22 protein-coding genes are annotated in these 23,731 nt (G+C 65.1%); 5 read left to right on the plus strand and 17 right to left on the minus strand.

Translation table 11 applies throughout. The annotated features are described in order from the left end of the window. Positions 1-51: 51 nt before the first annotated feature. The 6 genes from FJV43_RS05895 to FJV43_RS05920 all read right to left on the minus strand — a co-directional run bounded on the left by FJV43_RS05895 (position 52) and on the right by FJV43_RS05920 (position 6,832). On the minus strand, positions 52-1,569 hold the full coding sequence (locus tag FJV43_RS05895; RefSeq protein ID WP_239625341.1) for a tripartite tricarboxylate transporter permease: 1,518 nt from the start codon (positions 1,567-1,569) through the stop codon (positions 52-54). Between the two features lie 13 nt (positions 1,570-1,582). After that, positions 1,583-2,125, minus strand: coding sequence for a tripartite tricarboxylate transporter TctB family protein (locus tag FJV43_RS05900; protein ID WP_239625343.1), 543 nt, complete (start codon positions 2,123-2,125; stop codon positions 1,583-1,585). A gap of 176 nt (positions 2,126-2,301) precedes the next feature. Then, positions 2,302-3,288: a tripartite tricarboxylate transporter substrate-binding protein gene (locus FJV43_RS05905; protein WP_239625344.1), complete on the minus strand. Its 987-nt coding sequence runs from the start codon at positions 3,286-3,288 to the stop codon at positions 2,302-2,304. 144 nt (positions 3,289-3,432) lie between these two features. After that, the gene (locus FJV43_RS05910; protein WP_239625346.1) at positions 3,433-4,230 is read right to left on the minus strand and encodes an enoyl-CoA hydratase/isomerase family protein; all 798 of its coding nucleotides are present in this window, start codon (positions 4,228-4,230) and stop codon (positions 3,433-3,435) included. A 61-nt stretch (positions 4,231-4,291) separates the two neighbouring features. Further along, a complete protein-coding gene (locus tag FJV43_RS05915; RefSeq protein ID WP_239625347.1) occupies positions 4,292-5,491 on the minus strand; it encodes an aminotransferase class V-fold PLP-dependent enzyme in 1,200 nt (399 codons plus the stop codon). A gap of 138 nt (positions 5,492-5,629) precedes the next feature. After that, entirely contained in the window at positions 5,630-6,832 is a 1,203-nt protein-coding gene (locus FJV43_RS05920) for an alanine--glyoxylate aminotransferase family protein (RefSeq protein WP_239625349.1), read from the minus strand. Between the two features lie 130 nt (positions 6,833-6,962). On the opposite strand from FJV43_RS05920, the gene FJV43_RS05925 reads away from it, so the two are divergent. The 3 genes from FJV43_RS05925 to FJV43_RS05935 all read left to right on the plus strand — a co-directional run bounded on the left by FJV43_RS05925 (position 6,963) and on the right by FJV43_RS05935 (position 11,200). Then, positions 6,963-7,700, plus strand: coding sequence for a GntR family transcriptional regulator (locus tag FJV43_RS05925; RefSeq protein ID WP_239625351.1), 738 nt, complete (start codon positions 6,963-6,965; stop codon positions 7,698-7,700). A gap of 103 nt (positions 7,701-7,803) precedes the next feature. Further along, entirely contained in the window at positions 7,804-10,779 is a 2,976-nt protein-coding gene (locus FJV43_RS05930) for an FAD-binding and (Fe-S)-binding domain-containing protein (RefSeq protein WP_239625353.1), read from the plus strand. After that, on the plus strand, positions 10,772-11,200 hold the full coding sequence (locus FJV43_RS05935; RefSeq protein ID WP_239625354.1) for a heme-binding protein: 429 nt from the start codon (positions 10,772-10,774) through the stop codon (positions 11,198-11,200). Before FJV43_RS05930 ends, FJV43_RS05935 begins: the two co-directional genes overlap by 8 nt. 183 nt (positions 11,201-11,383) lie before the next feature. Here the strand turns inward: FJV43_RS05935 and FJV43_RS05940 are convergent, their stop codons facing one another. The 6 genes from FJV43_RS05940 to FJV43_RS05965 all read right to left on the minus strand — a co-directional run bounded on the left by FJV43_RS05940 (position 11,384) and on the right by FJV43_RS05965 (position 18,291). Next, positions 11,384-12,166 (minus strand): enoyl-CoA hydratase/isomerase family protein, encoded by a 783-nt coding sequence (locus FJV43_RS05940; RefSeq protein ID WP_239625356.1) that lies wholly within the window; start codon positions 12,164-12,166, stop codon positions 11,384-11,386. Positions 12,167-12,298: 132 nt separating this feature from the next. Further along, positions 12,299-14,386, minus strand: a complete 2,088-nt coding sequence (locus tag FJV43_RS05945) for a molybdopterin oxidoreductase family protein (RefSeq protein ID WP_239625358.1) — start codon at positions 14,384-14,386, stop codon at positions 12,299-12,301. Positions 14,387-14,590: 204 nt separating this feature from the next. Then, entirely contained in the window at positions 14,591-15,397 is an 807-nt protein-coding gene (locus tag FJV43_RS05950) for an SDR family oxidoreductase (protein ID WP_239625360.1), read from the minus strand. Between the two features lie 22 nt (positions 15,398-15,419). Next, a complete protein-coding gene (locus tag FJV43_RS05955; RefSeq protein ID WP_239625361.1) occupies positions 15,420-16,712 on the minus strand; it encodes a TRAP transporter large permease in 1,293 nt (430 codons plus the stop codon). Then, complete coding sequence (locus tag FJV43_RS05960) at positions 16,703-17,254, minus strand: TRAP transporter small permease (protein ID WP_239625363.1); 552 nt, start codon at positions 17,252-17,254, stop codon at positions 16,703-16,705. The genes FJV43_RS05955 and FJV43_RS05960 overlap by 10 nt, the downstream gene beginning before the upstream one ends. A 65-nt stretch (positions 17,255-17,319) precedes the next feature. After that, entirely contained in the window at positions 17,320-18,291 is a 972-nt protein-coding gene (locus tag FJV43_RS05965; protein WP_239625365.1) for a TRAP transporter substrate-binding protein, read from the minus strand. Between the two features lie 280 nt (positions 18,292-18,571). Here FJV43_RS05965 and FJV43_RS05970 point away from each other — a divergent pair, with 280 nt between their 5' ends. Next, on the plus strand, positions 18,572-19,348 hold the full coding sequence (locus FJV43_RS05970; RefSeq protein WP_239625367.1) for a cyclase family protein: 777 nt from the start codon (positions 18,572-18,574) through the stop codon (positions 19,346-19,348). 85 nt (positions 19,349-19,433) lie between these two features. Here the strand turns inward: FJV43_RS05970 and FJV43_RS05975 are convergent, their stop codons facing one another. The 3 genes from FJV43_RS05975 to FJV43_RS05980 all read right to left on the minus strand — a co-directional run bounded on the left by FJV43_RS05975 (position 19,434) and on the right by FJV43_RS05980 (position 21,377). Then, entirely contained in the window at positions 19,434-20,162 is a 729-nt protein-coding gene (locus FJV43_RS05975; protein ID WP_028181558.1) for a Crp/Fnr family transcriptional regulator, read from the minus strand. Between the two features lie 280 nt (positions 20,163-20,442). Further along, complete coding sequence (locus FJV43_RS37145; RefSeq protein ID WP_256457747.1) at positions 20,443-20,571, minus strand: hypothetical protein; 129 nt, start codon at positions 20,569-20,571, stop codon at positions 20,443-20,445. A gap of 92 nt (positions 20,572-20,663) precedes the next feature. Continuing rightward, positions 20,664-21,377, minus strand: a complete 714-nt coding sequence (locus tag FJV43_RS05980) for a helix-turn-helix domain-containing protein (protein WP_131873074.1) — start codon at positions 21,375-21,377, stop codon at positions 20,664-20,666. Between the two features lie 154 nt (positions 21,378-21,531). Between FJV43_RS05980 and FJV43_RS05985 the strand changes: the two genes are divergently transcribed. Then, on the plus strand, positions 21,532-21,849 hold the full coding sequence (locus FJV43_RS05985; RefSeq protein WP_239625369.1) for a cytochrome c: 318 nt from the start codon (positions 21,532-21,534) through the stop codon (positions 21,847-21,849). Between the two features lie 6 nt (positions 21,850-21,855). Here FJV43_RS05985 and FJV43_RS05990 read toward each other — a convergent pair whose 3' ends face one another. Both FJV43_RS05990 and FJV43_RS05995 read right to left on the minus strand, forming a co-directional pair. Continuing rightward, on the minus strand, positions 21,856-22,959 hold the full coding sequence (locus FJV43_RS05990; RefSeq protein ID WP_239625371.1) for an MlaD family protein: 1,104 nt from the start codon (positions 22,957-22,959) through the stop codon (positions 21,856-21,858). Between the two features lie 3 nt (positions 22,960-22,962). Further along, positions 22,963-23,730: an ATP-binding cassette domain-containing protein gene (locus FJV43_RS05995; protein WP_239625373.1), complete on the minus strand. Its 768-nt coding sequence runs from the start codon at positions 23,728-23,730 to the stop codon at positions 22,963-22,965. Position 23,731 lies beyond the last annotated feature (1 nt).

The following is a 23,731-nucleotide window of genomic DNA, read 5'->3' on the forward strand; positions in this document are numbered from 1 at the left end:
GACCGGACTATGGCGACACGATAGAACTAAGACACAGATCAAATTCACCTTTCATTGCGTCGCCGTTTTGTCCTGCTGCCGCCAGCCGACACGGCCGAGCAAGCCGTCGATCACCGGCCAGAACAGCAGCAGAATCGCCAGCGTCGTGATCGAGCCGACCAGACCGTTCGACCAGAACACCTTCAAGGTCCCACCGGAGCCAATCATCGACAGGCGAAAGGCATCCTCGGCGCGGTTGCCGAGCACGAGCGCGAGGGTAAACGGCGCCAGGGGAATGCCGATCTTCTTGAAGACGTAGCCGACGATTCCGAAACCGAGCATCAGCCAGATGTCGAACATCGCGTTCTGGATCGCATAGGCGCCGATCGCGCAGGACACCACGATCATCGGCGCCACCGCGGCAAAGGGCACGCGCAGGATCGAGGCGAAGATCGGCACTGTCGTCAGCACCAGGACGAGGCCGACGACGTTGCCGAGATACATCGAAGCGATCAGGCCCCAGACGAAGTCCTTGTGTTCGACGAACAGCAGCGGCCCCGGATTGAGCCCCCACACCATCAGGCCGCCGAGCAGGATCGCCGCAGTGCCCGAGCCGGGGATGCCGAGCGCCAGCATCGGCAGCAGGGCCGAGGTGCCGGAGGCATGCGCAGCCGTCTCCGGCGCGAACACGCCCTCGATGCGGCCCTTGCCGAAGCTTTCGGGCTCCTTGGCGAAGCGCTTGGCGAGGTTGTAGCCCATGAAGGAGGCCGCGATCGCGCCGCCGGGGGTGATGCCGAGCCAACAGCCGATGAAGGAGGAGCGCAGCAGCGTCACCCAGTATTTCGGCAGGTCCTTCCAGACGCTGAGCACGACGCGCAGCGAAATGCCCGCCGCATGTCCCCGCAGCGCCAGCCGCTCCTCCATCGTCAGCAGGATCTCGCTGATGCCGAACAGGCCGATGACGGCGACCAGGAAGTTGATGCCGCGAAGCAGCTCCGGCGAGCCGAAGGTCATGCGGAGATTGCCGGACACGGTATCCATGCCGATGCCGGCGAGCAGCAGCCCCAGCGACATCGAGATGACCGTCTTGTGCTTGGCCTCGCGCCCGAGGCCGACGAAGGAGCAGAAGGTCAAGAGATAGACCGCGAAGAACTCGGGCGGGCCGAACTTCAGCGCGAAGGACGAGATCATCGGCGCGAGGAAAGTGATCAGCAGCACGGCGACCAGCGAGCCGATGAAGGAGGAGGTGAATGCCGCGGTCAGCGCCTCCGCCGCCCGGCCCTGCTGCGCCATCGGATAGCCGTCGAAGGTGGTCGCGACCGACCAGGCTTCGCCCGGGATGTTGAACAGGATCGAGGTGATGGCGCCGCCGAACAGCGCGCCCCAATAGATGCAGGACAGCATCACGATCGCCGAGGTCGGGTCCATCGTGAAGGTGAGCGGCAACAGGATCGCGACGCCATTGGGGCCGCCGAGCCCCGGCAGCACGCCGACGAAGATGCCGAGCACCAGCCCGACCATCATCAGCACGAGCGTCTTCCACGTCAGCAGGACGGCAAAACCGTGGAGCAGGAGCCCGAAAGCTTCCATTGCGCGGGCCCGCCTAGCGGCCGAGGGCCGCTTCGAGCGGCCCTTTCGGCATGATGACGTCGAAGGCGATGTCGAAGGTGACGAACATGATCGCCGTGAACACGAAGGCGGTGAGCAGCGACTTCCACAGCGCGATCTTGCCGACGAGGCGCATGAAGCCCGCGATCAGGAGGAAGCTCGCAACATAGAGGCCGAGGAACTGGGTCGCCGCGCAGAACAGCAGCGTCGGGACGAACACCGCCATCACGCGGCGGGCCTGCGCCCGCGTGACAAAGGTCTCACGCACCGCGCGCCGCGCGAGGAGCGCCGCGATCAGGCCGTAGAGGCTGCCGCCGCCGAGGATGATGGCGAGGTAGAACGGGAAATAGCCCGGCTCCGGCCCGGTCGCATCCCAGGACGCGCCGGTACGCCAATTGTCGTAGCCGAGCGTGGCGGCGAGCGCGAGCAGCAGGAGACAGACGACGATCTCGATCGTCCCGGAAGAGACGACGGAGGGGGAGTCGTCTTCAGGCGCGGTCGGATCGTCGACGACGATTTCAAGTTCGGTTTGGGACATGGGCGAGCAACAAATGCTGTGGCCAATCCCCTCTCCCCGCTTGCGGGGAGAGGGTTAGGGTGAGGGGGAGTCTCCGCGGAGACGGCGAGAGTTGGACTCGCGGAGAGTCCCCCTCACCCGGATTGCATCTTCGATGCAATCCGACCTCTCCCCGCAAGCGGGGCGAGGTGAAACAGCTACTTCGCGACGAAACCGGCTTCCGTCATCAGCGACTTGTTCAGCGTATCGTCCTCCTCGAGGAACTGCACCATGTCCTTGCCGGTGAGGAAGATCGGCTTCAGCGCCTGCTTCTCCATGTACTCCTTGTATTCCGTGGTCTGCGTCACCTTGTGGAACAGGTCGACATAGAACGCCTGCTGTTCCGGCGTCACCTTGCCGGGCAGGAACATCGCGCGCAGCATCAGATACTGCACGTCGACGCCCTCCTCCTTGCAGGTCGGGATGTCGGACCAGGACTGCGTCTCCGTCACCTTCGTCGTGTAGGAGATGCGTTCCTTGTCGAACACGCAGAGCGGACGCACCTGGCCCGCGCGCCAGACTTCGAGGTTCTCGCTCGGATTGTTGACGTTGGCTTCGGTGTGGTTGCCGACCAGCTGGGTCGCGGCCTCGCCGCCGGACTTGTAGGGCAGATAGGAGAATTTCGCGCCGGTCTTCTGCTCGAGGAATACGGTGAGCACGTGGTCCTCGCGCTTGGAGCCCGTCCCGCCCATTTTGAACGGCGAACTCGCGGCTTTCGCGGCTGCGACGAATTCCTTCACCGTCTTGGGACCCGCGCTGTTGTCCCAGAGAACGAACTGATCGAGTGCGACCACGGAGACCGGGGTCAGCTCACGCCAGTTGAACGGGATCTTGGCCGACAGCGGCAGCATGTAGATCAGCGAATAGGCGATCAGCACCTTGTTCGGGTCGCCCTCGCTGGATTTCATGTACATCAGCGCTTCCGCGCCCGAGGCGCCGCCCTTGAGCGAGACGACCATCGGCTGCTTCATCAGATTGTTCTTCTGAATCGCGGCCTGCATCATCCGCGCCATCTGGTCGGAGGCGCCACCCGCGCCCGCCGCAACCACGATCTCGACGGGCTTCGTCGGTTCCCAGCCGGCGAAGGCCGGCGTGCTCAACAACAGCGCCGTCGCAGCGCCGACGGCTTTCACTGGAATTCGCACGAGTTTCGCCCCCTGATGTTTTTTTGAGTTGTAGTGCGGAAGAATTCTATCCCTGCATTGTGCGGACTAACGCTGACGAGTGCAAGCAGCCCGGCAATTGGGCGCATATGACTTTCGACGGACGACGCCGATAGCGCATGAGCTTTACTTGCCCTTCCAGACGGGTGCCCGCTTGTTCAGGAAGGCGTCCATGCCCTCGCGGAAATCTTCGCTCATATAGGCCTTGAGGATCAGGTCCTCGCCCTCCTCGCGCGATAGCGTGCGACGGATGCGGCGCACCGCTTCCTTGGTCGCTTCCAGCGTGAGCGGCGCGTGGCCGGCGACGAGCTTTGCGGTCTCGTCGGCGCGGCGTTGCAGCGTCTCGACGTCGGGCACGACCTCGTTGAGCAGGCCGAGCGCCAGCGCTTCCTGTGCCTCGACGAGGCGCGCCTTGAAGATCATGTCCTTGGTGCGGGCGGGGCCGACCAGCGCGACGATGCGGCTGATGTTCGACATCGACAGGCAGTTGCCGAGCGTGCGCGCGATCGGAAAGCCCATCCGCGTCGTCTCGGTGCCGATGCGCAGGTCGCAGCACGCGGCGATGCCGGCGCCGCCGCCGGTGCAGGCGCCGGCAATGGCCGCGATCACCGGAACGCGGCACTGCTCGAGCGTGCCCAGCACGCGGTCGATCCGCGCCTCGTAGTCGAGCGCATCCTGCGCGGTCTTGAAGGCACGGAATTGCGAGATGTCGGTGCCGGAGGCGAACGCCTTGTCGCCGGCGCCGGTCAGGATCAGCGCCTTGATCGAGCGATCGGCGTTGATCTCCAGGCAAATCTCCGCCATGCGGTCATACATGGCGAAGGTCATGGCGTTGCGCGCCTGCGGGCGGTTGAAGGTGATCCGCGCGATGCCGTCCTCGACGGAGTAGAGCAGGTCTTCGTTGGCAGTCGTCGGTGCGTTCATCGCGCGCTCTCTTCTTCGTTACGCCGGTTCAGGCCACCTGAACCTTCAAGCTATCCAGGCCTCAAGCGACCTGGGCCTTGGCCATCGGCACCACGTCGCGTCCCTTCAGGACGTCCATGGCCGCGAGCACGCCGCCGCTCCGGTGCGGGATCTTTGCAAAATCCAGGCCCATCTCGACGCCGGCAAGCGTCCCCATCAGCATCAGATCGTTGAAATGGCCGATATGGCCGATGCGGAACACCTTGCCCTTGACCTTGTTCAGCCCGGTGCCGAGCGACATGTCGAAGTTTTCCAGCACGACCTTGCGGAAAGCGTCGGCGTCGTGCCCTTCCGGCACGCGCACACCGGTCAGCGCGGGCGAATGCGCGGCGGGATTGGCACATTGCGTCTCCAGGCCCCAGACCTTGACCGCGGCGCGCGTCGCAGCGCTGTGGCGCTTGTGGCGGGTCCAGACGTTCTCCAGCCCCTCCTCTTCCAGCATCTTGACCGCTTCACGCAGGCCGTAGAGCAGGTTGGTGGCGGGCGTGTAAGGGAAGGTGCCGAGCTTGTTGAAGTTGATCACCTCCTGCCAATCCCAGTAGGAACGCATGCCCGGGTTGGCCTTGGCCACGGCAAGCGCCTTCTCCGAGACGGCGTTGAAGCCGAGGCCGGGCGGCAGCATCAGGCCCTTCTGCGAGCCCGCGACCGAGACGTCGATGCCCCAGGCATCGTGCTCATATTCCATCGAGCCGAGACCGGAGATGGTGTCGACCATCAACAGCGCCGGATGCTTGACGCGGTCGAGCAGCTTGCGCACTTCCGCAGGCGGCGTCACGCAGCCGGTCGAGGTCTCGTTGTGGACGACGCAGACCGCCTTGATCTTGTGCTGCTTGTCGGCGGCGAGGCGCTTCTCGATCTCGGCGAGATCGGCGCCATGGCGCCAGTCGCCCGGGATGAAGTCGACGTCGAGCTTGAACTTTTCGGCGATGCCGCGCCACAGTACGGCGAACTGGCCGGTCTCGCACATCACGACCTTGTCGCCGGGCGCGAACACATTGACCATCGCCGCTTCCCAGGCGCCGGTGCCCGACGAGGGGAAGATGATCACGGGCTGCTTGGTACGGAACACGCGCTGCATTGCAGCGAGAACGCCGAAACCGAGCTCGGCGAACTCCGGACCGCGGTGGTCCAGCGTCGGCATGTCCATCGCCCGCAGCACCCGGTCGGGCACGTTGGTCGGTCCTGGAATCTGTAGGAAATGCCTTCCAGTATGCACGGTCATCGGCGTCCTTCCCGGTTGAGCCTTGGTTTGGTGGGCGCCGAATAGCACCATTTGACCGGCTTGTCCCCTCTCGAAAGGGTCCGTCCGTGCTTGGCGGACCGGCCCGCCCTCACCTGCCTTTCCTTCCATCACGGCCCCTTACGTGCCGACGATCTTCAAATGCGGCGAGGCATTGCCCTGCGGGCGCTGCTCCAGGAGCTTCATCGCAACGTCGACGCCGCCGGCGCGGTGCGGCACGCCGGCGACCGAGAGGCCCATTTCGACGCCCGTGAGCGCACCGAGCAGCGTCAGCGCGTTGCATTCGCCGAGATGGCCGATGCGGAAGACCTTTCCCGCCACCTTCGACAGGCCCGAGCCGAGCGACATATTGTAATTGTCGAGCACGACTTTCCGGAACTGGTCGGCGTCATGCCCCGGCGGCATCAGCACCGCGGTGAGCACCGGCGAGTACTCGGCCGGCTCCTGGCATAGGATCTCGAGCCCCCAATGATTGACGGCGGCGCGCGTCGCCGCGGCTAACCGCTGATGGCGCGCGAACACGTTGTCGAGCCCCTCTTCCAGCAGCATCGCGATCGCCTCGCGCAGGCCGTAGAGCAGATTGGTGGCGGGCGTGTAGGGAAAGAAGCCTTTTGCATTCGGCTTGAGCATCTCCTCCCAGTCGAAATAGGAGCGCGGCATCCGGTTGGCTTTGGACGCAGCCAGCGCCCTCTCCGAGATCGCGTTGAAGCCGAGGCCGGGCGGCAGCATGAAGCCTTTCTGCGAGCAGCTGACGCTGACGTCGACCTTCCACTCGTCGTGGCGGTAGTCGGCCGAGCCGAGCGAGGAGATGGTGTCGACCATCAGCAGCGCGGGATGCGACGCGCGGTCGATCGCAGCGCGGATCTCGGCGATGCGACTGGTGGCGCCGGTCGAGGTCTCGTTATGCACGACCATCACGGCCTTGATCGCGTGCGCCGCGTCTTCGGTCAGCTTGGCCTCGATCACCGCCGGGTCGGCGCCCCGCCGCCAGTCGCCAGGCACGAAATCGACCTCGATGCCGAAGCGGCCGGCCATCTGCCGCCACATCGTGGCGAAATGGCCGGTCTCGACCATCAGCACCTTGTCACCCGGCGACAGCGTGTTGACGATCGCAGCCTCCCAAGCCCCCGTGCCCGAGGAGGGGAAGATCACGACCGGCCCCGTGGTCTGGAAGATCTGCTGGCTGCCTTCGAGCACGGCGCGGCCGAGCTCGCCGAACTCCGCGCTGCGGTGGTCGATGACGGGCATGTCCATGGCGCGCAGGACGCGCTCAGGGACCGGGCTCGGGCCCGGAATCTGAAGGAAATGACGTCCCTGATGCATGAGGCCTCCCTGGCTGCGGTCTTGGCAAAGTCGACAGCCATTTTGCATTCATTTTTTGCCGTTTCAATCGATTTTTGGTATGCGTTTGTGGACATCGACGCGATCGAATGGGCAAACTATTGTGCTGCAAATGAAATCCACGATTCCCGACAGCGGGGTTCCGATCGCCCTGGCCGCAGGCAATGGCGGCGACCGCCCCGAGGCCTCGCTCCACGGCGAGATCCTGCTGCGGCTGCGCGACTACGTGGTGGAAGGCAACATCGCGGAAGGAGCCCGCATTCCCGAGCGGCAGCTCTGCGAGATGCTCGGCATTTCCCGCACGCCCCTGCGCGAAGCCCTGAAGGTGCTTGCCGCCGAGGGCCTGATCGAGCTTTTGCCCAACCGCGGCGCACGGGTCCGCCAGCTCAGCCAGCGCGACCTCGAAGAGCTGTTCGACGTTATGGCGGGGCTGGAGAGCCTTGCCGGGCGCCTTGCCTGCGAGGCGATTAGCGACGCGGAAATCACCGCGATCGAGCAGTTGCATTACGAGATGTACGGCCACTATCTGCACCGCGACATGCACGGCTATTTCCAGGCCAACCAGCGCATCCATGAGAGCATTGTCGCGGCCGCGCGCAACGAGGCGCTGAAGACGGCCTACGCCAATTTCGCGGGGAGAATCCGCCGCGTCCGTTACTCCGCCAATTTCGCCCGCAAGCGGCAGCGCTGGGCGGAAGCGATGCGCGAGCACGAGGGCATCCTCGATGCGCTGCGCCGGAGAGCCGGCAGCGAGCTCAGCGACATCCTGTTCCAGCACCTGCGCAACAAGCGGACGGCGGCGATCGAGCACCTGACCGAGCCCCAAGAGCCTGCACCGGCCTCGCCCTGAGGGCGGCCAGCCTGCTCACTTTTGAATTCATAATGCGTCGGTCGGGAACAATAATGAATAACTCAACAAGGCGGGGCCTTACTGGAGCAGTCCGGGATCAGGGATGACAAACGCCTCCTCGCTCGAACGGCGCCTGCGGTCGGAACTGACCGGCGACGTCCTGTTCGACCCCTTCAGCCGCGGCCGATACGCTACCGACGCCTCGTTCTACCAGATCATGCCGGCCGGCGTGGTGGTGCCCAAGACCATGGACGAGGCCCTGCGGGCGCTGGCGATTGCCCGCGGCGAGGGGCTGAAGGTCACCCCGCGCGGCGGCGGCACCTCGCAATGCGGCCAGACCGTCAACGACGGCCTGGTGGTCGATCTCTCCAAGCATCTCAACCGGATCCTGACGCTCGACATCGAAGGCCGCACCTGCGTGGTCGAACCCGGCATCGTGCTCGACGACCTCAACCGCCAGCTCAAGAAGCACGGCCTGTGGTTTCCGGTCGACGTCTCCACCGCCTCGCGCGCCACCATCGGCGGCATGGCCGGCAACAATTCCTGCGGCGGCCGCTCCTTGCGCTACGGCACCATGCGCGACAACACGCTGTCGATGGAGGCCGCCCTCGCCGACGGCACTCTGAGCCGCTTCGGCGAGGTGTCGCGCGATCTCTCCGATCTCAAAGCCGGGGACGGCACCCGCGCCTTGTTCCGCGACATGCTCGATCTCGGGGCCCGCGAGGCCGACGAGATCGCGGCTCGCTTCCCCAAGGTGCAGCGCCGCGTCGGCGGCTACAATCTCGACGCCTTGGTGCCGCGCAATGCGCCGAACAACATGGCACATCTCCTGGTCGGCTCCGAAGGCACCCTCGCCTTCACCACCAAGGTCGAACTGAAGCTGTGGCCCGTGATCCGCAACAAGGCGCTCGGCATCTGTCATTTCGGCAGCTTCTACGAGGCCATGGACGCGGCCCAGCATCTGGTGAAGTTGAAGCCGATCGCGGTCGAGCTGGTCGACCGCACCATGATCGCGCTCGGCCGCGACATCGCGATGTTCCGGCCGATCATCTCCGCGGCCATCAAGGGCGATCCGGATGCCGTGCTGGTGGTCGAGTTCGCCGAGGAAGACCAGGCGGACAACCTCCTCCGTCTGAAGCAGCTCGGCGAGCTGATGGGCGATCTCGGCTTCGGCTGGAACAACGACACGCGCAAATGGGGCGGCGTGGTCGAGATTACCGAGCCCGCGCTACAGGGCGGCATCGCCGATTTCCGGGCCGCCGGCCTCAATGTCATGATGTCGATGAAGCAGGAGGGCAAGCCGGTCTCCTTCGTCGAGGACTGCGCCGTGCCGCTGCCGCATCTGGCCGATTACACCGCGCGGTTGAACGAGGTGTTCGCCAGGCACGGCACCAGCGGCACGATGTATGCGCACGCCTCGGAGGGCTGCCTGCATGTGCGTCCGGTGCTGAACCTGAAGCTGGACAAGGACGTCAAGGCAATGCGCGCCATCGCCGAGGAAGCCTTCGCGCTGGTGCGCGAGTACAAGGGCTCGCATTCCGGCGAGCACGGCGACGGGCTGGTGCGCTCGGAATTCCACGAGACCATGTTCGGCGGGCGCCTCGTCGCCGATTTCAAGGAAGTGAAGCGGCGCTTCGATCCCGCCGGCGTCCTCAACCCCGGCAAGATCGTCGATGCGCCCAAAATGGACGACCGTTCGCTGTTCCGCTACCGGCCGGACTATCGCGCCGGCGAGCTGAAAACCAGGCTCGACTGGTCCGCTTATCCCGGCGCGGGTGGCGGTTTCCAGGGCGCGGTCGAGATGTGCAACAACAACGGCGCCTGCCGCAAGCTCGAGGGCGGCGTGATGTGCCCGTCCTACCGCGCGACGCGCAACGAGAAGGACGTCACGCGAGGGCGCGCCAACACGCTACGGCTCGCGATCTCGGGTCAGCTCGGCCCCGACGCGCTGGCGTCGGACGAGATGATGGAGACGCTGAAGCTCTGCGTCTCCTGCAAGGCCTGTCGCCATGAGTGCCCCACCGGCGTCGACATGGCCAAGATGAAGATCGAGGTGCTCGCCGCGCGCGCTACCACGCACGGCCTGACGCTGCGCGACCGGCTCGTCGGCTATCTCCCGCGCTATGCCGGCCTCGCGTCGCGCTTTGCGCCGCTTTCGAATTTGCGCAACCGCAGCCCGCTCTTGCGAAAGCTGTTCGAGCGCTTCGCCGGCATCAGCGCGCGCCGCGCCCTGCCCGCCTTCCGCAGCGACGTGTTCGAGCCGCCGGCCGACAGCGTCGGCCCGGACGCCGGCCGCGAAGTCGTTCTGTTCGCCGACACGTTCAACCGCATCTATGAGCGCGAAAATCTCGACGCGGCGCTCCGCGTTTTGGTGGCCGGCGGCTATCGCGTGCATCTGCCGAAGCCTGCGCGCGGCGGCCGGCCGCTCTGTTGCGGCCGCACGTTCCTCTCCGCCGGCCTCGTCGACGAAGCGAAGTTTGAGCTCGATCGCCTCGTGGCCGCCTTCGCGCCCTTCGCCGCGCGCGGCGTGCCGATCGTCGGCCTCGAGCCGAGCTGCCTCTTGACGCTGCGCGACGAGCTCGCCTCGCTGCGCAAGGACAACGATGCCAAGGCCATCAGTGCCCATGCCCTCACCTTCGAGGAATTTTTGGTGCGCGAGGCCGAGGCTGGCCGTCTGCAGCTGCCGCTCGGGACCGTCGCCGACAAAGCCATTGTGCACGGCCATTGCCATCAGAAATCCTTCGGCGCCTTCAAGCCGGTCGCGCAGGTGCTGCGCCTCGTCCCCGGCCTGAAGGTCGAGACCATCGAGTCCAGCTGCTGCGGCATGGCGGGTGCCTTCGGTTACGGCGCGGACACCTATGACGCCTCGATCGAGATGGCCGAGCTGTGGCTGCTGCCTGCCGTCCGGCGCGCGGACCCAGATACGCTGGTCGTCGCCGACGGCACCTCGTGCCGGCACCAGATCCATGACGGCACCCAACGCGAGGCACTTCACGTCGCGCGCGTGCTGGCGATGAGCCTCGATCGCGCCGAAACCCATTCCACCTCTCAAGCCGCAAAGGAAACCAGCCATGGCTGAACTGACCCTCGACACCGCCCGCAAGATCCTCGACGCCGCCCTCGCAAAGGCCGGCGAGCTCAAGCTGAAGCCGCTGGTCGTCACCATCCTGGACGCGCGCGGCGTGCTCAAGCTTGCGGCCGCGCAGGACGGCACCAGCCTGATGCGCGCCGAGATCGCCCATGGCAAGGCCTATGGCGCGCTCGCCATGGGCATGGGCTCGCGGGCCCTGTTCCAGCGTGCGCAGGAGCAGGCCTATTTCATCGATGCCGTGAACACCATGGCCAAGGGTGCGCTGGTGCCGGTGCCCGGCGGCGTGCTGATCATGGACGGCGCGACCTTGGCTGGCGCCGTCGGCGTGTCGGGCGATACCTCCGACAATGACGAGGCCTGCGCGGTGGCGGGCATCCAGGCGGCGGGATTGAAGGCGAACGCGGGGTAGTCGTCCCAGAGCGCATCACATTGAACCATCACCGCCACCCTGAGGTGGCCGCTTCTTCAGCGGCCCTCGAAGGGCGACGGCCCGGCTGCATCTCGGCCGTGCATCCTTCGAGGCTCCCGGCGCGATGCTAGACGCACCGCGCCACTCGCACCTCAGGATGACGGATCAGCCAGCAGCCTTCTCTCACCGTCCCGTCCAGACCGGCTTCCTCTTCTCGCTGAACGCCTTCAGCCCCTCCTTGGCGTCCTCGGTCATCGCCAGCAGTGCGATCTGGCTTTCGGTATAGGCGATGCTCTCGTCGAACGACATCGAGGCAATCGCCCGCATGGCGTATTTGCCGCGGCGGATCGCGGTCGGCGATTTGTCGACGATGCGGCCGATCAGCCAATCGACCTTGGCGTCGAGCTCGGCGGTGGGCACGACGTAGTTGAGGAGGCCCGCGGCCTGTGCGGCCTTGGCGTCGAACGGCTCGCCGGTGAGCGCCCATTCGTTGACGAGGCGCGGCGGCGCGATGCTCTGGAGCAGGCTCAACACCTGCATCGGGAAGACGCCGACCTTCACCTCCGGCAGGCCGAAGACGACGTGATCGGCCGCGACCGCCATATCGGTCATGCACAAAAGGCCCATGCCGCCGGCCATGCAGACACCACCGACCCGCGCAATCGCCGGCTTGGTCGCGTTCTGTGAGAGACGCAACAGATCGGCATAGTCGACATTTGGCTTGGAATGATCCATCGCGAAAGCCGCGCCGGAGTTCTGCAAGTCGGCTCCGGCGCAGAACGCCTTGTCGCCGGCGCCCGTCAGCACGATGACGCGGACGTCCTTGTCCTCATGCGCGTCGCGATAGCCTTTGCTGATGCCGGCGATCACGTCGCCGTTCAGCGCGTTGCGCTTCTCCGGCCGGTTGATGACGATCCAGAACGCCTGCCCGCGCTTTTCGGTGATGACGGCTGTTGTGTCGGTCATGGCACGCTCGCTTCCTTGGCTCCGCTTGCAGCCATTTGCGGCAGCTCGGGCAGGAGGTGCAAGCGCAAACTGCGGCGCGCCGCTGCTTTAGCGCCTCGACACAAATTGCGAGCCGATAGCGGTGCGCGCCGCTCAGGCGACCGCTTTCCTGATCCAGACCTTGTTGTCGTGGAACGCGGCCCCGCCGATCGGCGCGATCGTGTCCGCACCCGTCAGCGTGTTGATGCCGCGGCCGCCGATGTGGTTCTTGTTGGGATGAACGGACTCTGCGATCAGCACACCGCGCCGCACGCCCTCGAACAGCGTTGCGACCAGCGTGGTCTCGCCGCGGCTGTTGCCGAGCGTCACGGCGTCGCCATCGGCGATGTCGAGCGCGGCCGCATCCAGGGGATGGATCATCACACTCGCCTTGCCCTCGCGCGCCTGAGAGGACGGCGTCTCGTTGAACGTGGTGTTGAGGAAGCTCCGCGAGGGGCTGGTCGCGAGCCGGAATGGGTGGGCCTGATCAGCGTGCTCGATCGCCGCCCAATGGTCCGGCAGCGCCGGCATCTTGTCGACATCGCCCATGGTCACACCGAACGGCGGATGCGCCCAGTCAGCCTTGAAGTGGAACTTCTTGTCGGCATGAGCAAAGCCATCGAGATAGTGCGAGGTGCGGAAATCCGGCTGCAGGTCGCGCCAGAGATCGGCTTCGAGGCCGGCGATGTCGCCGTGATCGCTCAGCTTCAGCGTCGCATCGATCAATTCGCGCGGCGTCATCTCGAAACCCGTATGCTTCGCGCCGAGCCGCGGCGCCAGCGCCTGCAAGACCTCGTGGTTGGAGCGGCATTCGCCGGGCGGATCGATCAGCTTCGGTCCGACCGAGATGTGCTGGTGGCCGCCGCCGTAGTAGAGATCGTCGTGCTCCATGAACATGGTCGCCGGAAGCACGATGTCGGCCATTTGGGCCGTCTCGGTCATGAATTGCTCGTGCACCGCCACGAACAGATCCTCGCGCGCAAAACCCTGCCGCACCAGCGCCTGCTCCGGCGCGACCGTCATCGGGTTGGTGTTCTGGATCAGCATCGCCTTGACCGGGCCCTTGCCTTGCAGGGCTTCGGCATCGCCGGTGAGGATGCGGCCGATCTGAGACTGGTCGAGCGCGCGCGTCGACTTGTCGATCGCGTCGTGGCCTTCGATGATGGATTCGTTGAAGTGCCACAGCGCATAATTGTTGAAGAACGCGCCGCCGCCTTCGTATTGCCAGGCGCCCGTCACCGCGGGAATGCACAGCGCCGCATGCATCTGCGTCGCGCCGTTGCGCGAGCGAGTGAAGCCGTAACCAAGGCGCAGGAAGGTCCGCTTGGTCTCGCCGACCGCCTTGGCAAAGGCCTCGATCTCCGCCACCGGAACGCCGCAAATGGCGGACGCCCATTCCGGAGTGCGCGTTTTCAGATGCGCCTCGAGCTCGGCGGGACAGTCCGTGTACTTGTTCATATAGGCGCGATCAGCATAACCGTCGCGGAACAGGACATGCATCACGCCGCAGGCAAATGCGCCGTCGGTGCCGGGGCGCAGGATGATCTTGATGTCAGCCTGCTTCATGGTCTCGTTGTCGTAGATGTCGACCGCGGCGATCTTCGCGCCGCGCTCCTTGCGCGCACGGGCGGCGTGCGTCATCACGTTGACCTGGGTGTTGACGGGATTGGTGCCCCAGATCACCACGAGATCGGACAGCGCCATCTCGCGCGGATCGACGCCGGCGATCTTGCCGGTGCCGATCGCGTAGCCAATGCGCGCGACGTTGGCGCAGATCGTTTGATAGAAGCGCGAATATTTCTTCACATGGGTGAGGCGATTGAGGCCGTCGCGCATCACAAGGCCCATCGTGCCGGCGTAGTAATAGGGCCAGATCGATTCCGCGCCGAACTCGCGCTCGGCCTCGTTGAAACGGTGCGCGATCTCGTCCAGCGCCTCGTCCCAGGAGATCCGCGCGAATTGCCCTGAGCCCTTCGCACCCGTTCGGCGCATCGGATACATCAGCCGCTCGGGGTGATGGATGCGCTCGGCATAGCGGGCGACCTTGGCGCAGACGACGCCGGCCGTGTAGGTCTGCTGCTTCGAGCCGCGGACGCGGCCGATGCTGCGGCCTTCGATCACCTCGACATCGAGGGCGCAGGCCGAGGGGCAGTCATGCGGACAGGTCGAATGGCGGATTTCGATCTTGGCGTGCTGGTTCATGCCCCAGTTCGTAACACCAAAATACCGGCCAGCCGAGCGCGTTTATCCGGCAAGACCCATGCGATTTGCACAAAGCGCACGCGCCACGGGTTCCTGCTGCAACCGCGAAGACGGCTTGGCCAGGGACAAGAGCGGCGGTTGCGCGCCGGTCAATTTCCGAGGGGCGCGTGCCGCCAGCTCTACGGCGAGAAGCGAATGCCTTCCCTATTTGTGCAGTTGGGTGAGACCAGTCGGTGGGCCGTCGACCGCCGTCCAGCCGCCGTCGACGAACAGCGTGCTGCCACTGACATAGCTCGCGGCATCCGAGGCGAGATAGGCCACCGCCGTGGCGACCTCGTCGGCACTGCTCCAGCGGTTGAACACGGTGTGGCCGGCATAGAGATCGTAGATGTCGGGACGCTGCTTGAACGGGCCGGTCAGCGCGGTCTCGGCGATGCTCGGCGCAATCGCGTTGACGCGCACGCCGGCGTGGCCGACCTCGGAGGCAAAGCCCTTCACCAGCAGGCCGATCGCTGCCTTGGTCGAACCGTAGACGCCGAGGCCCGGCTCGATGGTGACCGCGCGCACCGAGGAGCAGGCGATAATGCTGCCGCCCTTCTGCTCGACCATGATGCGACCGAAGGCCTGGAAGAACCAGACCGTGCCCTTGACGTTGAGGTTGAGGACGCGGTCGAGATCCTCCTCGGTGTAGTCGAGGATGGTCTTGCGAATGTTGAGCCCGGGCGTCGTCACCGCGATGTCGAGCCGCGGAAACGTCTGCATCACGGTTGTGGCGAGCGCGTTGACCTCCGCAGCACTCGCGGCGTCGCAGCTAGCCGCCTCCGCCCAGCCGCTCTTTTCGCGAATGCCGGCGGCGGTCGCCTCCGCAGCGTCAAGCGCGCGATCGGCGCAGACGACGCGGGCGCCGAGCCCGGCCAGCGCCTCGGCCGACGATTTGCCGATGCCCGAGGCGGCGCCGAGCACCACGGCCGTCTTGCCGGTGAGATCGAAGAGCTTGCGATAGTCGGTCACTGATAGCTTCTCCCTGGTACTGCTAGCCCTTGTAGCCCATCAAGAGGCGCGGCAGCCACAGCGAGAATGCGGGGACATAGGTCACGAACATCAGTGCTGCGATCAGCGCGGCATAGAACGGCAGGATGGTGCGCATCACGGCACCGACCGAGATGCCGCCGATGGCGCAGCCGACGAACTGCGTGGTCCCAACCGGAGGCGTGTTGAGCCCGAGGGCGCAGTTGATCAGCATCAGCATGCCGAACTGCACGGGATCCATGCCCGCCTTCATCGCGATCGGCAGGAAGATCGGGGTGCAGATCAGGATGGTCGCCGCCATGTCCATGAACGTGCCGAGCACGAACAGGATGACGTTGATGAGCAGGAAGATCATCCAGGGTTGCGTGGAGACCTTGCTCATCATTTCGCCGGCAAGGTCGGCAACCTCGTAGAGTCCCATCAGGTACTGGAACATCGTGGAAACGCCGATCAGCAGCAGCACCACGCCCGTCGTTTTCACCGCCTTGGCCGCGGCCCGCAGGAAGTTCTGCAAGGTCATGGTGCGATAGATGAAGAAGGTCAGCAGGATCGTGTAGGTGACCGCGATGGCCGCCGACTCAGTTGCCGTGAAGACGCCGGACAGGATGCCCGCAAGGATGATGCCGACGATCAGAAGGCCCGGCAGCGCGGCCGCGAGCGAGCGGAAAACCTCGCTCCAGCCCAGAAACTTGCCGGCGGGATAGCCGCGCTTCACCGCGACTGCGTAGGCGGCGACCAGCATGCACACCATCAGCACCAGTGCCGGCAGCAGACCCGCGGCGATCAGCGCGCCGATCGAGACCTTGCCGCCGGCGGCCAGCGCATAGATGATCATGTTATGACTGGTCGGCATCAAGGCTCCGACCAGCGAGGCATGGGTGGTGACGTTGACGGCGTAGTCGGTGTCGAAACCTTCCTTCTTCATCATCGGGATCATCACCGCGCCCATCGCCGACACGTCGGCCACGGGCGAGCCGGAGACGCCGCCGAACAGCGTGCAGGCGACCACGTTCGACATGCCGAGGCCGCCGCGGATGTGTCCGACGAGGTTCTTGGCGAGTTGCACGATCTTGTCGGCGACACCGCCATGCAGCATCAGCTCACCGCTGAAGACGAAGAACGGAATGGCGAGGAAGGAGAAGATGTTCATCCCCGACATCATCTGCTGGAAGATGACGGCGACCGGCAGGCCCTCGTAGAGGATGGTGCAGATCGCCGACAGGCCGATCGCAAAGGCGACGGGGACGCCGAGGATCAGGAAGCCGAAGAAAGTGGCGCCGAGGATGATCAGTTCCATGAGGGCACGACCTCTTCGCCGCGCAGGAGAGCGATGATGTGCTCGATGGAAAAGGAGAGGATCAGGACGCCGGAAGCGATCAGCGGCACGTAGCGGATGACTTCAGGCAGACCGAGATTGGGAATCTTCACGGTGCCGACCGACGCGCCGAGGATCCAGCCGTTGTAGGCCATCGCAATGCCGAACATCGCGACCAGAACGTGGATCACGATCTCGATCTTCTCCCGCACGTGATCCGGAAGCATGACCAGCAGACTGTCCATGCCGATGTGCCCGGCATCGCGCACGCCCACGGCGGCGCCGATCAGCGTGACGTAGAGGATCAGGACCAGCGCCAGGTTCTCCGTCCAGGTCGGGCTGGAGTTGAGCACGTAACGACCGAACACCTGGTAGAAGACAATCGTGACGATGACGAGCAGGCCGGTCACCGACAGATACATCCCCACGCGCGCAACGGGGGCGTTGATCCGCGACAGCAGGCCGGTGGACGGGCGTGCCGCTACGACGCCCTGCTCGTGGCTTGCGACGTGTGGGTCTGTCATCCCGCGCCTCCATGCGGAGTCCGGTGCCGCCGCGCGGCGACGCCGGACCCGGTCGCCGCCGTGTCTTACTTCGTGTCCTGGATACGCTTGACGAGGCTCTGGAGCTTCTCGTCGCCGGCGAACTTCTGGTACACCGGCTTCATCGCATCGACGAATTCCGCCTTGTTGGCGATCGTGACGACCTGAACGCCGGCGGCCTCGACGGTCTTGCGGGAGGCCTGCTCACGCTCGTCCCAGAGCTTGCGCATGACGGGCACCGATTCCTTGGCCGCCTTGCGGATCATGGCCTGATCGTCCTTGCTCAGCGTGTCCCAGACCTTCTTCGAGATCACGAGAACTTCCGGAGCGAGGGAGTGCTCGGTGATGTTGTAGAACTTGGCAGCCTCGAAGTGACGCGAGGATTCGTAGGACGGCCAGTTGTTCTCGGCAGCGTCCACGAGGCCGGTCTTGAGCGCGGTATAGACCTCGCCATACGGCATCGGCGTCGGGTTGGCGCCGAGGCTCTGGATCATGCCGACCCACAGGTCGGACTGCTGGACGCGAATCTTCAAACCCTTCAGATCCGCAAGCGATTTGACCGGCGCCTTCACGGTGTAAATGGACCGGGCGCCGCTGTCGTAATAGGCAAGCCCCACCAATCCCGCGGGCTCCATCGCCGCCAGGATCTCGTCGCCGATCGGCCCGTCGAGGACGGTGCGCATGTGCTGCGTATCCCGGAAGACGAAGGGCAGGCACAGCGCGATGGTCTCAGGCACGAAGTTGTTGAGCGGCGATGCGTTGATCCGCATCATGTCGAGCGCGCCGATCTTGAGCTGCTCGATCGTGTCCTTCTCGGAGCCCAGGGCGCCGTTCGGAAACACCTTCACGCCGAGCTTGCCCCCGCTCGCCGTCGCGAGCTGCTTGCCCATGAACTTGACGGCCTCGACGGTCGGATAGTCGGCGGGGTGAATGTCGGCGGAACGGAAGTCGCGTGCGGTCGCCAGGGGCGCTGAAACCGCCAGTGCAACGGCCGTGATGATGCCGGTGAGTGTCTTCATCTGGGCTCTCCTCCTGGATTGATTATGTCGTTGTCGGGGCAGATGCTCGGCCGCCTTGGGTCGCTCCCCTTCTGGTGTGAAGTCAAGCGCCAATGTCGTCCCTAGGGCGGGCGGCATTCTCTGTCCAAGCCAAATCCGGCATCGATCAATGCAAGAGTTGCATCGATCTGCGCAATCCATGGAGGCGATGGACCGCGTTGACGTCGCCGGCACGTGACTTGACCCAACCAATGAAGGCCCCTCAAGATATCGGAGACTCCGGACCATCTCGAGGAATGCCATGCCGCGGAAGCTGATCGATATCTCGGTGCCGCTCACGAACGACGTGACCGCCGATCCGCCGGGCAATCACCCGACGATCCAGTATATCGATCACCAGCAGGGGCTGCCGCGCATGCTGCAGTTCTTCGACGGCCTCAAGGCGCAGGATCTGCCTGACGGTCAGGGCTGGGCCGTCGAGCAGGTCTCGCTGTCGACCCACAACGGGACGCATCTCGATGCGCCCTGGCACTTCCATCCGACCATGAACCGCGGCGAGCGGTCATGGACGATCGACGAGGTACCGCTCGAATGGTGCTTGCAGCCCGGCGTGAAGCTCGACTTCCGGCATCTGCCCGACGGCTACGTGGCAAGTGCGGCCGACGTCGAGGCGGAGCTGAAGCGCATCGGGCATACGCTGTCGCCGCTGGAGATCGTCGTCGTCAACACCAGCGCCGGCGCGAAGTTCGGAAAGGCCGACTACGTCAATTCCGGCTGCGGCATGGGCTACGAAGCCACCATGTACCTGCTCGAACGCGGCGTGCGGCTGACGGGTACCGACGGCTGGAGCTGGGACGCGCCGTTCGTCTACACCGCGCGGAAGTATGCCGAAACGAAAGATGCCAGCCTGATCTGGGAAGGCCACAAGGCGGGACGGCACATCGGCTATTGCCATCTCGAGAAGCTGCACAATCTCGACCAGCTGCCATCGACCGGATTCACGGTCTCCTGCTTTCCGGTGAAGATCGAGCGCGCGTCCGCGGGCTGGACCCGCGCGGTCGCCATCATCGACGAGTAAAGCGCGATGCGATCAGGGTGATTCGTCATCGCGCTTTAGGAAAAGCGCTACGCACTTTTCCGCACCATTCTTTGGCTCCGGGGCGTCAGTCGTCGTCGAGGCCGCTCTCGGCGAGCTCGCGCAGCGCGTCCGTATCCAGCACCACGATGGCGCCGTGCTCGAGGCGAACCCAGTTACGTCCGGCCCAGACGCGCAATTGCTTGTTGATGCTCTCGCGCGTCATCCCCACCATCTCGCTGATTTCCTGCTGCGTGATGGCGAGCGTGCCGCTGCCGGAATCGAGCTTGCGCTCCTCGGTGAGGCCGAGCAGCGCACTCGCGAGCCGGCCCGGCAGATTCTGGAGGATCACCTGCTCGACCTGCTGGCTGGTCCAGCGCAGACGCGCGCACAGCAGCTCGATGAATTTCATCGCCAGCGCCGGCTGGCTCTTGACGAAGGGCAGGAAGTCGCGGCGATCGATGACGTAGAGCTCGCAATTGGTGTTGGCGGTCGCATCCGCCGACCTGGGGGCGCCGTCGAGCACCGCGATCTCGCCGAAGATTTCACCCGGACCGATAAGATTGAGGATGGCGTTCCGTCCGTCGGGCGACGAGGACGAGATCTTCACCGTCCCCGCGACCACCGCGAACAGGCTGTTGCCGGGATCGCCCTTGGCGGCGATCGTCGCGCCGCGCTTGACGGTGGTGTGCTTGGCGTAGCGGCAGAGCTGATCGAGCGCTTCCGGCTCCAGATCCGCGAAGATCGGGTGCTTGCGCAGGACCGATAATTTGCTGCCCGCCGACTGTCGGGGATCGCCGGTCTTGTCCTGAGGCACGCCGCGGGGCTCCTAAGACTACGAGGCACTGGGTTCCTGCGTAGTCAACGTTATCAGGCTTTTCAACCGGAAAGCACGCGCGCGATTCGAGGTAAATGCCATCAAAAGGACGTGGTACGGCCGAGAATTCACATCCGAAGGATGCATGGATGCGTCTCGGCTGACGCAGAGTTGCAGGCAGCACAGGCTGTGATTGCGTCGAGCTGCCGGTCACCGCCGGCCCGGCAAGAGTCGGCGGTCGACACGCCGGAAGCGGACGAAGACCCGAGGCGCTTCAGCTTCAGGGCTTGGTATCCGGATTGAGCCGGCCCGCGCTGGTTTGCCGGTCTGCCCAAGCCAGAGCCGCGGCAAATGCGACGAAGATCGCGACGACGACGATGGTCACCAGCAATGCGTCAGCAGGCATCATGCTCCTCCCGGATTGTTTGGGGCATTGTTTTGCTACGCACGGCCGGCGTCATTGATCGGGATCAAACGCCCGGGGGCGTTGTGGACAGGAGGTCAGGCCGCAGCCATGGCCTCGACGCGAGCCGGATCGAGCAGGCTGATGCCACCGTGGATGATCTCGATCACGCCCTGACGCTCCAGCTTGGTGAAGGTGCGACTGACTGTTTCGATGGTCAGGCCGAGATAATCGGCGATGTCCTGACGGCTCATCGGAAGCGGTACCGTGTCGGAGAGGCCCTTGAGCGTGACCAGCCGCTCACGCCAGCCGAGTAGAAAGGTCGCGACCTTCTCGTCGGCCGAGCGTCGGCCGAGCAGGACCATATGGTCGCGAGCCTGGCTCAACTCGCGAATGGCCAGCTCGTTGATTCGCCTGAGCAGCTGCGGCCGATCCTCGATGAAACGGCTGAAGGACGCCTTTGCGAATTGGCACACGGTCACCGCACCGATCGCATCGGCCGAGAAGTTGTGCCGGCCGGATAGATTCATCCCCAGGAAGTCACCGGGCAAGGCAAAGCCGACGATCTGCCGCCGGCCGTCGGGCAGCAGCTTGTACAGCCGCATGACGCCTTCGAGAACGTTGTAGAATGAGGTCGTGATCTCCTCCTCGGAGAACACGGTCTCGCCCGAGCCAAAATGGACGCGGCGGCCGAGATGCTCGAATTCCCTGAGCTCGGCCGCATCCAGCGACGAACAAACCGCAGCTCCGCGCACGGCGCAATCGTCGCAAAAATGTCCGTTCGGCTCAATCGTGACCACGGAAGGCTTCATCCACCGCTCCTCGCGCGGGCTGCCCCCGACACCAGGCCGAGTCCACCGCGCGGCTGCATTTTACTGCATCGCGCCAAAGCCGATTGACTCAGATCAAATTTGAGTGGCATCCCCGTCTTATTCTGCCCTCCACGGTTCGACGGGATCACCTTCCATGCTGCAAAGCGCTCTGCGTCACGGCCTGATCGGGCTGCTTCTGACTACGCCTGCGCTGGCGGCCTCCACGGCCGAAAAGCGCGGCAAGGCCTTTGCTCAGGCCAATTGCGCACGCTGTCACGCCATCGACCGCGTCTCCAAAAGCCCGGTCGAGATCGCGCCTCCGCTGCGTACCCTGCATCGCCGCTATCCGATCGACAGCCTGGGCGAGGCGCTGGCCGAGGGCATCTCCACCGGTCATGCCGACATGCCGGTCTTCGAGCTCAATCCGGACCAGATCCACGACCTCCTGTCCTACCTGAAGACGCTGGAATAGTCGGCCTCACACCGCCTGCACGGTCCAACCGATCAGCTCCTTTGTGATGCGCGCGAAGGCTGCATCGAAGGCGGCGACCGCCGCGGCCGGCTCGACCTTGTCGAGCTTTTCGCTGGTCTCAATGAGGCGCGAGGCGATCACCTTGCCGTTCTTGTCCACGATCCGCGCCGACAGTCCGATCTCGGCCCGAATCTCACCCTCCGTGGCGATCCGGAAGCGCCGGATATCGATCAGGAGCTGGTAATCCGCCTGCCCGAGGTCGGACGTGCGCAGCGGGGCGTGGGCGATGTCGTAGTTCTCGAAGCTGTCGATCAGGCGCGCCTGCACCAGTTTCGGAATGCTGTCGGCCCAGAGGAAATCCCCAAAGCCCGGCCTGTCCCCGGCGGGCGCGAACAGCATCCGCTGGGTCTGCAGCATTGCGACCGCTGTCGGCTCGGGAATCGCCAGTGAAGCGGCCAGTGTCTTGCCGGCCGGGCCGAGGTTCTGCGGCGTGCGCAGGTCGTAGGTGACCTTCTGCGCGGGCGTGCCGCCGCCGGTCATCTTCTCGAGGCCCGCCAGAATCCCGTCGATCTTGCCGGTGTTGCGGGCGAGCCCGTCGGAGAAGGTCTTGAAATTCGCAATGGTGTCCTTCAGCGGGCCGGAATTGTCCTGAAGCACCGTGTCGACCCGCCGCAGCGCGTCGCGCGCCGCCTGCGTCATGCTCTGGCCGGCACCGGCTTCCGCGATCAGGGTCACGGGTTCACCGGATTTGGCGACGATGACGCCGCCCTCCAACGTCACCACCGGCACACCGGTGAGGCCCTGGAATTCGAGGCCGACCCTGGTGTCGGAACGGACCGGCGTCGCGGTGGCAACCGAGATCGTCGCATTGACGAAGCGCGGGTTGTCCGGCGCGAGCCCGAGCTGGGTCACCTCTCCGACGCGAATGCCGTTGAACAGCACGCCGGCGCCGACCAGGAGGCCGGGCACCGGTCCCTGGAATTGCACGTGGTAGTTCGTGCGCGGCCCGATGCCGCCGGTGTTGTTCAGCCAATAGACGAAGCCGAACACTGCGAGGATCGCGGCCAGCACGAAACTGCCGATCAGCACGTAGGGAGCGCGGGTTTCCATCTCTCATCTCATCTCGTGTTGCAGCATCTGCGAGCGCTTGCCGTGGAAATAGGCGCGCACCCAGGGATGCTCGGATTGCAGCAATTCGCGCATCGGGCCGATCGCCACGATCTTGCCGTCGGCGAGCGCGGCGACGCGGTCGCAGACCGTGGTCAGGCTCGCGAGGTCATGGGTCACCATGAACACGGTGAGCTCCAGCGTCCTTTGTAGCGTCTTGATCAGCACGTCGAAATCGCCGGCGGCGATCGGATCGAGACCCGAGGTCGGCTCGTCCAGGAACAGGATCGGCGGATCGAGCGCGAGCGCGCGCGCCAGCGCCACACGCTTGGTCATGCCGCCGGACAGCTCCGACGGATATTTGTCGGCATCCTCGGCGCGCAGGCCGACCATTTCGAGCTTGGCGATCGCGATCTCGTCCATCAGCTCCTGCGACAGGACGAGATTTTCACGGAGCGGAAACTGGACGTTCTGGCGGACCGTCAGCGAGGAGAACAGCGCGCCCTGCTGAAACAGGATGCCCCATGCCATCGCTGCGCCCCGGCCGTGGCCGCCGGCGGATTGTCCCATGACCTCGATGGTCCCGCCGCGGCGCGGGATGAGGCCGATGATGGTCCGCATCAGCACCGACTTGCCGCCGCCGGACGCCCCTACAAGCCCGAGGATCTCGCCCCGGCGAACGTCGAGCGACAGATGGTCGAGCACGGTCTGACGGCCGAAGCCGACCACGAGGTCACGGACGCGAATCGCGAACTCGTCTTGCGGTCCGTCCATC

Source organism: Bradyrhizobium sp. I71, from assembly GCF_022354745.1.
In the GTDB taxonomy this organism is placed as follows: Bacteria; Pseudomonadota; Alphaproteobacteria; order Rhizobiales; family Xanthobacteraceae; genus Bradyrhizobium; species Bradyrhizobium liaoningense.